Origin of the sequence: Paenibacillus sp. FSL H7-0716 (assembly GCF_038002705.1) — a bacterium.
Classification (GTDB): domain Bacteria; phylum Bacillota; class Bacilli; order Paenibacillales; family Paenibacillaceae; genus Paenibacillus_AQ; species Paenibacillus_AQ odorifer.
Genome location: NZ_JBBODA010000007.1, coordinates 51465 through 65555, shown reverse-complemented (window position 1 = coordinate 65555; position 14091 = coordinate 51465). Strand labels below are relative to the sequence as shown.

The 14091-nt window shown below is 45.8% G+C and carries 10 protein-coding genes; 6 read left to right on the top strand and 4 right to left on the bottom strand.

From position 1 onward, the window contains the following. Positions 1-41: 41 nt before the first annotated feature. A complete protein-coding gene (locus MHH60_RS11550; protein WP_076134868.1) occupies positions 42-2273 on the top strand; it encodes a heavy metal translocating P-type ATPase in 2232 nt (743 codons plus the stop codon). 180 nt (positions 2274-2453) lie between these two features. After that, a complete protein-coding gene (locus MHH60_RS11545) occupies positions 2454-4496 on the top strand; it encodes a methyl-accepting chemotaxis protein (protein ID WP_232061122.1) in 2043 nt (680 codons plus the stop codon). A 101-nt stretch (positions 4497-4597) separates the two neighbouring features. On the opposite strand, the gene MHH60_RS11540 is transcribed toward MHH60_RS11545, so the two are convergent. The 3 genes from MHH60_RS11540 to MHH60_RS11530 form a co-directional block, all read right to left on the bottom strand. Further along, positions 4598-5560, bottom strand: a complete 963-nt coding sequence (locus tag MHH60_RS11540; RefSeq protein ID WP_076134869.1) for an L-lactate dehydrogenase — start codon at positions 5558-5560, stop codon at positions 4598-4600. 401 nt (positions 5561-5961) lie between these two features. After that, positions 5962-6462 carry a CcdC family protein gene (locus tag MHH60_RS11535; protein ID WP_036682651.1) on the bottom strand — a complete coding sequence of 167 codons (501 nt, stop codon included), beginning with the start codon at positions 6460-6462 and terminating at the stop codon, positions 5962-5964. 207 nt (positions 6463-6669) lie between these two features. Continuing rightward, on the bottom strand, positions 6670-6930 hold the full coding sequence (locus MHH60_RS11530; RefSeq protein ID WP_036682650.1) for a GlsB/YeaQ/YmgE family stress response membrane protein: 261 nt from the start codon (positions 6928-6930) through the stop codon (positions 6670-6672). Positions 6931-7179: 249 nt separating this feature from the next. On the opposite strand from MHH60_RS11530, the gene MHH60_RS11525 reads away from it, so the two are divergent. Further along, entirely contained in the window at positions 7180-8229 is a 1050-nt protein-coding gene (locus tag MHH60_RS11525; protein WP_076134870.1) for a lactonase family protein, read from the top strand. Positions 8230-8358: 129 nt separating this feature from the next. On the opposite strand, the gene MHH60_RS11520 is transcribed toward MHH60_RS11525, so the two are convergent. Then, the gene (locus tag MHH60_RS11520) at positions 8359-10626 is read right to left on the bottom strand and encodes an alpha/beta hydrolase family protein (protein WP_076134871.1); all 2268 of its coding nucleotides are present in this window, start codon (positions 10624-10626) and stop codon (positions 8359-8361) included. Positions 10627-11013: 387 nt separating this feature from the next. On the opposite strand from MHH60_RS11520, the gene MHH60_RS11515 reads away from it, so the two are divergent. From MHH60_RS11515 to cysW, 3 genes are all read left to right on the top strand, one after another. Then, entirely contained in the window at positions 11014-12141 is a 1128-nt protein-coding gene (locus tag MHH60_RS11515) for a sulfate ABC transporter substrate-binding protein (protein ID WP_076134872.1), read from the top strand. 93 nt (positions 12142-12234) lie between these two features. Next, positions 12235-13083 carry a sulfate ABC transporter permease subunit CysT gene (gene cysT / locus MHH60_RS11510; RefSeq protein ID WP_076124574.1) on the top strand — a complete coding sequence of 283 codons (849 nt, stop codon included), beginning with the start codon at positions 12235-12237 and terminating at the stop codon, positions 13081-13083. A gap of 128 nt (positions 13084-13211) precedes the next feature. Continuing rightward, entirely contained in the window at positions 13212-14075 is an 864-nt protein-coding gene (cysW, locus tag MHH60_RS11505; protein ID WP_076101318.1) for a sulfate ABC transporter permease subunit CysW, read from the top strand. Positions 14076-14091: the final 16 nt, after the last annotated feature.

Genomic DNA, 14091 nt, shown 5'->3' with positions numbered 1-14091 from the left:
CAAGTGCTCATATATGGTTTTTATTTGAGGAGATGTGCCGTATGGATACAATGCAAGGAAAATTAAAACGTCAGTGGGAATTAGAAGGCTTGGATTGCGCCAATTGCGCGATGAAAATTGAAGATAAGGTGAAGAAGATTGAAGGTGTATCATCTTGTTCCGTTAATTTTGTAACAAAAACAATGACATTGGAAACTGCCGCAGGGTATGAGGAGTCAGCGATTGTAGAAGCGAAGAAAACGGTGAAGGCACTAGAGCCCCACGTAAATGTGAAAGAAAAGGTTGGGGGGAATCACAAGGCGCGTAATAGGGATGCTCATGAACATACGCATGATCACGAGCACGGCCATCAAGCTGCTGGACATCATCATGATCATGAGGATGCTGAAGGTCATGGTCATACTCATGAGCATGGGGAAGGCGATACACGCAAAATATTGCTGCGGTTAGGCGCTGGTGGAATTCTTGCTCTAGCTGGGATATTCCTGCCCGTGGATGGAGTAGTTGAATTGCTGATCTTTTTGGCAGCCTATCTTATCGTGGGTGGTGAAGTTGTCTGGCAGGCGGTTAAGAACATCATCCGTGGCCAAGTGTTTGATGAGAATTTCCTGATGGCTCTGGCAACTATCGGTGCATTTGCGATTGGTGAGTATCCAGAGGGCGTGGCAGTAATGCTGTTTTACCAGATTGGAGAACTGTTCCAAGGACTGGCTGTGAATCGTTCGCGCCGATCTATTACGGCACTTATGGATATTCGCCCCGAGTTTGCCTATCTCAAGCTTGGAAATGATCTGAAGAAGGTCTCACCTGAGGAAGTAGCCATCGGAGATTTGATTGTTGTTAAACCCGGTGAGAAGGTACCCCTTGACGGAACTATACTTGAAGGTAACGCCATGATGGACACATCTGCACTTACTGGAGAGTCGGTACCACGATCAGCTGGTCCAGGAAGTGCGGTGTTAAGTGGTTTTATTAACCGGAACGGCGTAATTACTGTGCAAGTTACTCAGACCTTTGGAGAATCGGCCGTATCCAAAATACTGGAGCTAGTGCAGAATGCATCAAGCAACAAAGCTAAAACCGAGAACTTTATTACTAAATTTGCACGTGCCTACACGCCTGTAGTAGTGATCACAGCAGTTCTGCTGGCCGTCGTTCCTCCACTGCTGATCAGTGGTGCGACTTTTTCGGATTGGATTTACCGTGCACTTGTATTCCTCGTAATCTCTTGTCCTTGTGCGCTTGTGGTCTCGATTCCACTGGGATTCTTCGGAGGGATTGGTGCAGCTTCACGCAGCGGTATTCTGATTAAGGGAAGTAACTACCTGGAAGCCCTAAATGATGTGAAGGTAGTTGTCTTTGATAAAACGGGAACGTTGACCAAGGGACAGTTTAAGGTGACGGGGATTTATCCGTCGGGTGGCAAATCTAAGGATGAATTACTGCGGACAGCCGCTTATGCGGAGAGCCATTCCAATCACCCGATCGCTGAGTCGATTCGGACGGCTTATGGTGAACAGATTTCTAAGGAAGCTATCTCCAATTACAATGAAATCTCTGGTCATGGTATCGAAGTAACTATCGAAGGCAAGACCGTATTTGCAGGTAACGCACGTCTGATGGAGCGTGAGGGAATTGCTTATGAGGTCCCAGAGCAGAGCGGTACCGTTGTTCACATTGCGGTAGATCATCAATATGAAGGTTATCTGGTGATCGCGGATGAAGTGAAGGAGGACTCACTGCAGGCCATTCAGCGCCTCAAAAAGCTGGGTATACGCAAGACGGTGATGCTGACAGGTGATGCTTCCGCCGTAGCTGAAGATGTAGGGAAGCAGTTAGGGGTAGATGAGGTACACGCAGAGCTTTTACCACAGCATAAGGTAGAGGCCATCGAGAAGCTGGATCGTGATAAGTCTCCACGCGAGAAGATTATTTTTGTCGGAGACGGAATTAATGACACTCCTGTACTGGCTAGAGCCGATGTCGGCATCGCTATGGGAGGACTTGGTTCCGACGCTGCCATTGAAGCAGCAGATATTGTAATTATGACCGATGAGCCTTCCAAAATTGCTGTAGCTATCGGAATTGCCAAGCGTACTCGAGCCATCGTATGGCAAAATATTATTTTTGCTTTAGGTGTAAAAGCTATATTCCTTCTGCTCGGTGCATTTGGGATTGCCACGATGTGGGAGGCTGTATTCTCAGATGTAGGGGTGACCGTACTTGCCGTACTGAACAGTATCCGAGCTTTAAAAGTGCAAGACGAGGGTTAAGAATCTTTGGTGTTTAAATAAATGATTTCAACAAAAGTAAGCTTTAGGATTCCAGTTTTAGGGGTCTTAGGGCTTATTTTTTTTATTCTCCAGCAAAGAATTTGTCTATTTTTGCCGATATAGAAGATATATCCACATCAGGAGATATTATAACAAATGGAGTGAGGAGGCTATTTCATCGTGAATGAAAATGAAATGAAAGGAAACAAGATGAAAAAAATGAGAAAAAATGTAACGAAGAGAAAAGCAACGTCAATTCAACTTAAGTGGTCATCTGTTATATTAGCTATTGCAATCGTGCCGCTCATGGTAGCGACCATATTTTTACTTGATTATTTCGGCAATGTCACACGCACAGACAGTGAGCAAATGGCGCAGGACACCATTAATACGAATACATTCCGGATGGATGAGTGGCTATCCAACAAAACCTCGTCCGTAAAGGATCTGGTGTCCCAGCACCCTGAGTTCGATTTTACAAATCCGGCAAGTATCTTTCCTGTGATAGAAGTGCTGGAGGAAAGTGACAGTGAGACAGAAGGTTACAGTGTCATCAGTAAAGACGGCCAGTTAACTAATATGATGAACATGACCGCAAGTGTAGCAGATGCGAGCTATTTCTTGAAAGCGAAAGAAACACATGCGCCTGTGTTGGGGGAAATGTCCTATCTGGAGCAGCTGGATAAATATATCATTCCGATCGTAGTTCCTGTCATGGATAAGGATAAGCAATTTATGGGAGGTATTGTCTTCTCGATTACTCCTGAAGTTCTTGCCCAAATGAGTAATGAAATTACTATGGCGGATACCGGATTTGGATACGTAATCTCAAATGATGGCATGTATTATACTTATCCAGACGTCAGTCGTATGGGCAAAAAAATTACCGATTACGCTAAAGAGCCGGCTCTTCAGAAGGTCGTTGACAAGATTTTGAGCAACAAAGAGGGGTCCGAAACTTATAAGGGCGAAGATGGTAAGAAAGTCATTACATACTTTAAGACAATTCCAGATACCGATCTGAAGCTTCTTGTAACAGTGCCGGAGAAAGAGGTATTTGCCAAAGTGACCTCTGCACAAAGAACAGCAATGTTCATCTTACTGGCAGTTATACTTGTCATAATTTTTGTTTCACTGTACCTTACTCGTCTTATCGTTAGACCCATTAAAGCTATTTCCTCGACTATGAAAAAGGTGGCAGAGGGTCATCTGAATGAGAGGGTTAAAGTGCAGTCCGGAGATGAAATCGGCGAGATGAGTCAAAATATCAATGATATGATTGAGACACTCTCCGGTATTGTCAACAAGATTGATACAACGGTAGTGGAGGTTGCTTATTCCTCAGAAGGAATGCTGAAATCGGCTCAACGTTCGTCCTATACTTCAGCAGAGGTTGCCACAGTTATCCAAGAAGTAGCTCAAGGAATGGAAGAGCAATTTAGAGGCTCCGAGCAATCCGCAAGAGCAACGGAAGAGATGGCTGTAGGTTTGCAACGTATTGCTGAGTCCTCTGCAGCGGTATCAGATCAGGCTGAGACGGTCAACTCAGAAGTAGAGAGTGGCTATTTGGAAATCCAATCTACACTGCAACAGATGGCTGTTATCAGTTCCACAGCTAATCAGACAGCCGAGATGATTGGCAAATTAAGTGAGCAATCGGAACAAATCGGACAAATTGTGGATGTAATTTCTGAGATATCCAATCAGACAAGCTTATTATCTTTGAATGCTTCTATTGAGGCTGCCAGAGCTGGAGAACATGGCCGTGGCTTCGGTGTAGTTGCGAATGAGGTGAAAAAGTTAGCAGAGCGGACGAACAGTTCCATCATTAGTATAGTGGAGCTAATCGGCGGCATTCAGTCTTCAACAACAAGTGCAGCGGATTCCATGAAGAAGAGTATTGAGGAAATTGGCGATGGAATGGGAAAAATGCAAAACGTCGGTGTTTCCTTTGATCATATCCGTTCTTCGATCCGTGAAGTATCGTCGCAAATACAGGATGTGTCAGCAATTAATGAAGAGATGTCAGCCGGCACGGAAGAAATAACGGCTTCTATATCCGACATGCTCGGAATAGCTAAAGAATCTGCTGAGAATGCTCAGGCGGTCTCCTTAGCTTCAGCGGAGCAGACAGAGATTATGAAGGATGTCGTGTCCTCAGCGGAATCCCTTAATGAAGTGATGTCTGTGCTGAAAGAAGAAATCGAAAAGTTTAAAAAGTAGGAGATAACCGAGATTCATCTCCTTATAATACAAAAAAAATCGCTCTCTGGGAGCTGGCGGGTGATCTCACCAATTCCCAAAGTAGCGGTTTTTTTTATGAATTAAATGCTGTCTTCCAGCTGTAGGCTCTCGATGCCTGCACGTACAATGTTGCAGGAGTGGTTCAATTTCTGGGATTCCTCTGTATTTAAATTAAGCTCCAGCAGCTCTTGAATCCCAGTGTTGCCTATGATGGCGGGCACGCCCGTGCATACACCACTATGTCCGTACTCTCCATCCAGAATGGCGGATACGGCGATAATTTTGTGCTCATCATTCAGGATCGAACGGGTAATGTAGGCAAGTGCGCTGCCAATCCCAAAATGTGTGGAGCCTTTGCGGGTGAAAATTTCCCAGCCGGCATCTTTTGTCTTGCGGGAGATATCCTCCAGATCCAAATGCGGAAACCGCTCGCGATGCTGATCTAAAATTTGCAGAATAGGCTTGCCGCCAATTGTTACATGGGACCAAGCTACAAATTGAGATTCGCCATGTTCACCTAAGGCGTAGCCATTAACACTACGCGGGTCAATGGAGAACACATCGGAGAGCAGGGTTTTTAGGCGCGACGAGTCAATGGAGGTCCCGGTACCAATAATTCTGTGGCGAGGCAGACCTGATATTTTCCAGACCATATAAGTGACAATATCGACCGGATTAGCGGCGACTACGAATATTCCATCAAATCCCCCAGCCATGATGTTGGTGATAATTTCTCGAGTAATAACCGCAGAGGCTTCCAGTACGTCAAGTCGGGTCTGCCCGGCTGTTGGATTAGCACCCGCGGTTAAGATAACTACATCCATTTTTGCACAATCGCTATAGGTTCCGGCATACACCTTTGTGCGTGTGCTTGTGAAATCCATACAGTGCGAGAGATCAAGTGCTTGTGCCATAGCCCGATCATAGGTGCGGTCGATCATCATAATTTCGTCGCAAATGGCCTGATTTACCATGGAGTAAGCACAGCTTGAACCCACCATTCCGGCCCCGACGATGGCTACTTTTCTCGATTTACTTTTCAATTGCCTTGTCCTCACTCTCTAAAAGTTATACGCAGTAGAGGCTTCCAAATGATATTTATTTCAGCATTAAGGTCTTTTGGAAGCTTATCGTTAGGTATGCTTATAGTTTAACGTATCCCTTCGCAAGTTACCTGACATCGGACTTACAAAGATTATATTTTTTCTGTTTAATGCTGAATAGGTGACATCGTGAGTTAGATATTTCAGGAGATCTATCCCTATAGTGTATGTAAAGTACTTAAAGAGGATGTAATAAGAGGATGGCTAATTGATGTCAGAAAAGGGTGAAAAGTAGAAAAATCAGAGGATAGAACATAAGCTTGAGTTACAAGAGGTAAGAAGTCATCTCAAGGATATCGGGTAAGAACCCTGAGATGGCTTCTTAGGATTATTATTGATAATCATGGCTGCGGCAGCAGACTCCCCGAGGAGGTCATAGCCTTATAACGCTTGAACATAAAAAATCTCCAATGAACAATCATGCCGAAGGCTAAAATAAAGAACAAACCACCGGACTGTGGGATAGACACATAACGGTTAATAAATTCATGGAGTAATGTGCGGACTAGAAGAAGTCCGAGCAGGATAAACGCAAAGCTCTTGGAGCGTTGAGCGTAAATTTGTCCATCACGTTGTTCAAAGTGGGTGCTGCGTATAAGAGGATACGCGAAGATGAACCAGCCAATCAAAAAGGCGACTGCCGCCCACCATAATGGGAATCTGACCGCAGGTGCCACAAACATGGCAAAACCCGTCGACATACCGAGAGGTGGAATCCATATTTTTCGAATGGTAACCGGACGTGCGCTTGCTTTTAGACGAATGAAAATAACCATCAGCGCCATGAACAAAGCCCCTAATGTGGAGCCAATATGTAGAAGCGACGGGTTTATGTTACCCATGATACACGACCTCTCTATGATTTCAGTCACTTGTATCTTCATTATAGCAGAAAAACGATGGCAAAACATTGAAGTGTATTGGCTCCATAACCGCAACAATTCCAGCAGAGGGATTTTTTCTTAAAGGAACGATACATACAAAAATCCCCGCCAGAGCATACTCTGACGAGGATTTATTGATGTGAATATTATGATCTCAGCCCAGACTTACGAACGGCTGCGTCCACTTGTCGAGCGGAGAATAAGGCTCACGATAAAGATCAGCACAACGGCACCGATCAAAGAAGGGAAGAAGTAGAAATCACTTACTTTAGGTCCCCAGCTTCCCAGAAGCACGCCACCGAGCCATGAACCGATAATACCAGCGATGATATTACCGATAACACCACCAGGAATATCTCTGCCCATAATCAGACCAGCCAACCAACCAATAACCCCACCAACGATTAACATCCATAGAAAACTCATGTTACTTCAACTCCTTCGTTTTGTTGTTTGCGATGTCTACTATTAACCTTTGTGACGGTCTTTAAACCACATGGAAAAACTTACTTCTTCCGGAATAGTTAGGGAGTAGGCTCTAAATGCAGTTTCGATAATGTATTACAACTATAAACATGCTATAGTGAAAAAATATTATAAAATTATGAGTAAACCCCTATTAGTAAAGGGTAAGTAAGAAGTAATACAATACATAAAGATAAAGGAGCCACTATTATGGAACGGGCTAATGAGGCATTGTTTTATGTAGGAACGTATAACTCTGAGAATGAGAAGGCGATTCAGTTATGTGCGCTTAGTCTTTTATCGGGGGAAATGAGAATTCTTGAGGGGACCGAGGGAATTGAGAACCCATCGTTTTTAGCTGTGAATAGTGCAGGCAGCGTGTTGTATGCAGTTAGTGAGAAGGACCAAGGTGAGGTTTACGCATATGCAATTGATCCCGCAACTAAAGCGTTGCAATCACTTGGAAGTCGTCCTACGGAAGGTGGCGCTCCTTGTTATGTCTCCATTAGTCCTAAGGAAGATTACATATTCGTCTCCAATTACTCGGGAGGCAATGTTAATGTTTTTCCTGTAAATGAAGATGGTTCGCTTCAAGAGATGTCCGATCAAGTAAAACATGTGGGTTCAGGCATTCGTGAAGACCGTCAGGAGGCTCCGCATCCGCACTCTGTCATCCCGGACGCAAGCGGTAGACATGTGCTGGTGTGCGATTTGGGACTGGATCAAATTGTGATCTATCGCTCTGAAGAGGGCAAACTGGTAAAACATCGTGAGCTTAATCTGCCACCCGGTTCAGGTCCACGTCATTTGGCGGTGCATCCCTCAGGACAATGGATCTACCTGGCGAATGAACTGAACTGTACAGTAACAGCATTTGCTAATGATGAACAGGATGCAAATCTAAATATTTTACAGCATCTTAGCACGCTTCCTGATAATTATACTGCCGGTAGTGACGATACAGCTTCCGATATTCATGTCTCCCCTTGTGGCAGATTCCTGTATGTCTCCAATCGTGGACAAGACAGTATCGCCCTGTTCCATATCGATGAATTAACGGGTCTGCTTGAAGCGGTAGATTGGCAGGTTACTGGCGGGCGTACTCCGCGTAACTTTGCAATTATTGGGGATAAGCTGCTTGCTGCTAATCAGAATAGTGATAATATTACCTCGTTTTCCATCGATAGTGAGAGTGGCAGATTAATCCCTACAGGAAATGAATTGGAAATGAAGTCACCTGTTTGTGTGCAAGCGTTGTAGGCGGAGACTAGGTTATTGTATGTCGTAAAAATAAGGGCTATTCCCGTAATCCATTCATTTTTTCGTGAGTGGAGGTTGGGAATAGCCCTATTCTGCAAATGAAGACCTAAGGATAATAGCAAGTGATTGTTAAAATGTATTTCTGATACCTAAATCGTAAAAACCGATGTCATCCAGCATGATCCGGTCGCCCTCTTCTTCAAGATAGAAGGTGATTTCCGTCAGGTTGTCAGGATCCAGATCTGGTTCTTCCTCCTGAAATTGTTCGAACGGCATCTCGTAGGTTTGGAATACAGCTTCGGAAAGGTCACCGTATTTGCCATCGTTTATCCGCTCTTCAAGCCATGGGAATAACGTGAACTGAGTTTGTGGAAGTGGCAGTATGTCCAATACCTCATCCAGCGTCAAGCGTGCTGAGGTATCGTTATGGTCAGTTAACTCCACCTCGACCTTTGGAGGTTGTGGAGCATCCATTTCTTCATTCATATCACCATTCAGATTTGCCATAGAGAACGTAAGGCCATCTGCCCCTAAAAGAGCAGTTTCAGTACGGACACTGTCGTTAAGCTTAATGTTGTAATAAGCTTCTTCGTTTTTGCTGGCTGTGCGTTCAAGGACAACACCATAGGTAGCTTTGCTTTTCGACTCCCGGTCTTTAGCTAACTCTTCTGACCAAGAAACACCCGAAGCTTCTGCTGTTCCCAGTTCTACAGTGTTTTTGTTACGGTCATCGTCGAATGTGGCTACAGGACGATATCCCCCGCTTTGGAATCGATTGTAGTAGGCGGTATCTGGTAACCACTTCAGCCCGCTGCGATAATCCCGGAACAAGCTTTGGTATTCCTCTTTTTCGTGCAAGGTAGTCTCTAAGAAAGCTGATACATAGACCTTAGCGATTTGCCGTTGTTTGTCTGCATCCATGATTTGTGCCCGATTTAAAAAGAGTCCAGCTGGCAAGGTCTGATCATATCCGCCCCAATCGCTGTTGAATTGACTGTGATTGGCATCCGCAATATACAGCGAGCTTTTGAAAGCAGATGATCCTTGGGAATAGGAAGTGCGTATATACTGCCGATCACCATAGAAATCATGTACATCTCCATCGCGGGCTCCCTGCAGGGTCAAATAATTGATGTCTTTGAGACGGGCTTGCTGGTCATCTATCGTTTTGTCCGTCGGAGCAAGTGCGACTACAGAAGTTATATTAAAGCGATTAACTGCTGCCATCACCGGGTCATCCTTGAACCAACGATCGGCATCCGCAGCCATAGCTACGGCTTGTCCTCCGCGGCTATGGCCGAGCAGGGCGGTTTTTGTGAAATCTATTTTCTGATAAAAAGGACTGCCCGGATCATCTGAAAAATCTGCTAGCTGCTCTAAATGTTTCAGTAGGATCCAAGTACGTACTTTAAAATCATTGTCCGGAATGCCGGACCAAGCGGAATAATTCAGGAAGTTCTCATCGAGCGAGATCGCGATAAATCCCCGGCTTGCCAATAGTTCGCCGAGATAAGCGTAACCGCCATCAGAGTAATCTTCCATCATATGATTGCCGTGCACCATCAGCACTACTGGATATGGACCTTCGCCTTCTGGCATCCATACGCGACCATTCAGGGGAAGTGCCTTATAATCGAAACCCCAGAATAAAGTACGCAGCTTTGACCAATCTTTAATATAAGCAGAAGCATCGGCCGTAGAGGATATCAAACTTGTATCCTTACCGTATTCGGCACGATGTAGATCGGTACCACTGGCATAGGTGAAGGTCTGATAAGCTAGATTACCTGGTTTTCCCGGATCGGAGGCTGTCAGTGGAACAACTTCCGTATCGTTGAGATCGACCGACTCTGAAATAGGCAGTTCTTGCACTCCGCTTGCCAGCGCAAGTGGGGAAAAAGTCACTGCCACTGTTAGCAGAAGTCCTAGTGTTATTCTTTTGCTGCGGAGCAGGCCGATGGCTAATCCGCCTAATGCTCCTAGCAGTGCAAGCACGACCGCAATGACAACCGCAGCCTCAATCTCAAAATCCGCATAATATAAGATTAGTAGAATGGCTCCAAAATCACTCAATACACAGCCTGCGAATAATCTTGGGATACGCAGTCCGGTCAACGCTAGCAGAACAGCCAAAATATTGCCGGAAATCGCCAGCAGGACAGTGCCTGCACCTGCAGCAAGAGCGATATCGGTAGGTTTACCTAATCCAGTAGGAATGCCTAACACGGCAGTACTAAAGGCTAAAAAGCATACTATCCAAAGACCGGCTATAGCTGTTCTCCAAACTGCTGTATCGTAACGGTAGGTTCCCCTAATTCTTCGTCTAATTCCTTGAGCCATACGCCTGTGGAGCCGTGGTTTCGACGGCGCAGGGACGTACTCTAAATCCATACCCATGACTCTCTCCCCTGACATAAAGCGGTAATTTCTCTTAACCCATAAGCTGTAGCAATAATATTACTTTATAGCATCAATAACAAGTGGATCTTACAGGAACCGACCCCATAGCTTGTATGGTGTGGTGTGTGGGAGTTTTCTTTGACATAGGCTGGAAAAAAAGGTTTGACACAGTTAAAGGGTTTCAGTATTATATCCATATAAACCAACTAAGTAGATAGGAATAATTGAAGAAAGTTCTTACCGTACGAACGGAGGAACGCCTGCATTAGGCTCGCAGACACGGTCTTAGGACCGGTTTGACCTGCCATACGTAGGCTTTCCTCCGTTCTTTTTGTGTTACCCAAGGGTTTGTCTGGTACGAAAAAACATGGGGGAGTGGAAAAGATGAAGAAAAAGATGAATAAAGGGCTTCTTGTAGGGTTTAGCTTGTTGCTTACGGCAGGGCTTACTGCTGCTTGCGGCAGCAATAACAATAACGGCAATAGTGCTAGTCCGGCAACAGACGCACCAGCAACAACCAACTCAGCGGATGCCACAAATGCGGCTGAAGCCACCAAAACTCCATCTAAAGATCCAGTAGAACTACTGAACGTATCTTATGACCCTACTCGCGAATTGTACGAGAATTATAATAAAGCTTTTGCTGCCTATTGGGAGAAAGAAACAGGACAGAAGGTCACCATTAAACAATCCCACGGTGGATCGGGGAAACAAAGCCGTGCTGTGCTTGATGGCCTGGAAGCGGATGTTGTGACATTAGCACTTGGTTATGATATTGATGCCTTGCAGGAAAAGGGACTAATCAACGAGGGCTGGCAAAGTAAATTCGATCATAACAGTTCACCTTACACCTCGACTATCGTGTTCCTTGTACGCAAAGGGAATCCGAAAGGAATCAAGGATTGGCCAGATCTGCTCAAAGAGGGCGTAGAGGTTATTACACCAAACCCGAAAACATCAGGTGGAGCACGCTGGAACTATTTGGCGGCTTGGGGTTATGCACTAGACCAGAACAATAACGATGAGGCTAAGGCTGAGGAATTTGTAAAAGAACTGTTCAAGCATGTGCCAGTGCTGGATACCGGCGCGCGTGGATCTACGACAACGTTTGTGGAGCGTGGAATTGGTGATGTGCTGATCGCATGGGAGAATGAAGCCTATTTATCCGTGGAAGAGCTGGGACCGGACAAATTTGATATCGTGAATCCTTCGGAGAGCATTCTGGCTGAACCGCCAGTAGCTATAGTAGATAAGGTTGTGGATAAAAGAGACACGCGTGAGGTATCCGAGGCGTATCTGAAGTATCTCTATAGTGAAGAGGGGCAAAAAATCGCGGCTGAGAATTACTACCGTCCTACATTAGATAGTGTGAAGGAAGAATACAAAGATAAGTTCCCGGAAATCAAGCTGTTCACATTGGCTGACAAATTCGGAACCTGGAAAGAAACGCAAGAGAAGCATTTTAATGATGGCGGGATTTTTGACAAGATTTATGTGCCGGGTGCCAAATAACAGATAAATGAAATGCAGGATATGATCATTGAGATTTGTCCCGGTAGGGGCTGATCGGCTAAAAGGCCGAAGGCGAGAAAGGATGAATAGGGGATGAATGTCACCACTACGGCTGCACCAGCAGCAACGCGGCGCAAAATACTGCCCGGCTTCGGGCTGACGATGGGCTACAGTGTATTATACCTGAGTCTAGTGGTTCTACTGCCACTTTCGGCGCTGTTGTTCAATTCTACAGGTCTGAGCTGGGCGAAATTCTGGGATGTAGCTACGGACCCGCGGGTATTAGCTTCGTATCGTGTGAGCCTGTCGACAGCTGCTGCGGCTGCTTTTGTAGATGCAATTCTAGGTCTTTTGCTGGCGTGGGTACTGGTACGTTATGAATTTCCGGGCAAAAGAATATTTGATGCGCTGATCGATCTCCCGTTTGCCTTGCCGACAGCGGTAGCCGGTGTCTCTTTGACGGCGCTCTATGCAGGAAATGGCTGGATTGGGTCTTGGCTTGAGCCGCTGGGATTAAAGGTGGCATTCACTCCGCTCGGGATTACCCTGGCTTTGATGTTCATCGGCATACCGTTCGTTGTCCGGACGGTGCAGCCGGTGCTGGAGGATTTGGACAGAGATATGGAGGAGGCTTCGGCAACCCTTGGCGCAGGCCGCTGGAGAACCTTTCGCTCAGTAGTTCTGCCTGAGCTGTTCCCGCCACTGCTAACAGGTTTTGCTCTAGCTTTTGCTCGGGGCATCGGTGAATTCGGCTCCGTTGTGTTCATCTCCGGTAACATGCCGATGAGGACGGAGATTGCTCCGCTGCTTATTATGTCTAAACTGGAGCAATATGATTATGCCGGAGCTACCGCCGTAGCCCTGCTATTGCTCCTCATCTCTTTCTTAATGTTACTTGTTATTAACACGCTTCAGCGCTGGGTTCGTAAGACTTCACGTTGAGGGTAATCGCCGTGACAGCAGACGTCTGAACATGTTCAAACTTAATCGGAGACACTCGATATCTGCCGTTGATACTGAATATTACAAGCTATTTTGTCTTCGTAAAACCCTTTAAAGGAGGAATAATTTTGGCCGGTACCGTCCCTCTCCATACCCCCCGGCTACAAAAGAATGCGTCCTCGTCCGCGACAACGGAAACCCCAATTGTAAAATGGGTGTTGATCGGAGCGGCTGGGCTAGTCCTTTTTTGGCTGATTGCTCTGCCATTAGTTGTTGTGCTAACCGAGGCGCTGAAGAAGGGCTGGGACGTATATATTGCTGCCCTGACTGATCCGGATGCCCGCTCAGCGCTGCGATTGACGCTGCTTGTTGCGGCGATAACTGTGCCTCTAAATACCTTTTTTGGTGTAACAGCGGCATGGGCTGTAACCAAGTTCCGTTTCCGCGGCAAAGGGTTTCTGATCACCTTGATTGATCTCCCTTTTGCAGTTTCGCCTGTCATCGGCGGGCTAATTTTTGTGCTCGTCTTCGGAGCAAACGGATGGTTTGGCCCTTGGCTGAGCGCTCATGATATCAAGATTGTATTTGCGCTTCCGGGTATCGTTCTAGCCACGTTGTTTGTGACGTTTCCTTTTGTAGCGCGTGAATTAATCCCGCTGATGGAGGATCAGGGTACACAGGAGGAAGAAGCGGCAATTACACTCGGAGCACATGGGTGGCAAATCTTTTTCAGAGTCACGCTGCCTAATATTAAATGGGGATTACTATACGGTATTATTTTGTGTAATGCGCGGGCCATGGGTGAGTTTGGTGCGGTTTCTGTGGTGTCCGGGCACATACGTGGGGAGACGAATACGCTGCCGCTGCATGTTGAGATTTTGTACAATGAATATCAATTTTCAGCATCTTTTGCAGTAGCTTCGTTGCTCCTGTTATTGGCTTTGGTAACGATGATTATTAAAAGCTGGTTGTCGCGAAAAAATGCCCATTGACATGACTTTTAGTTCC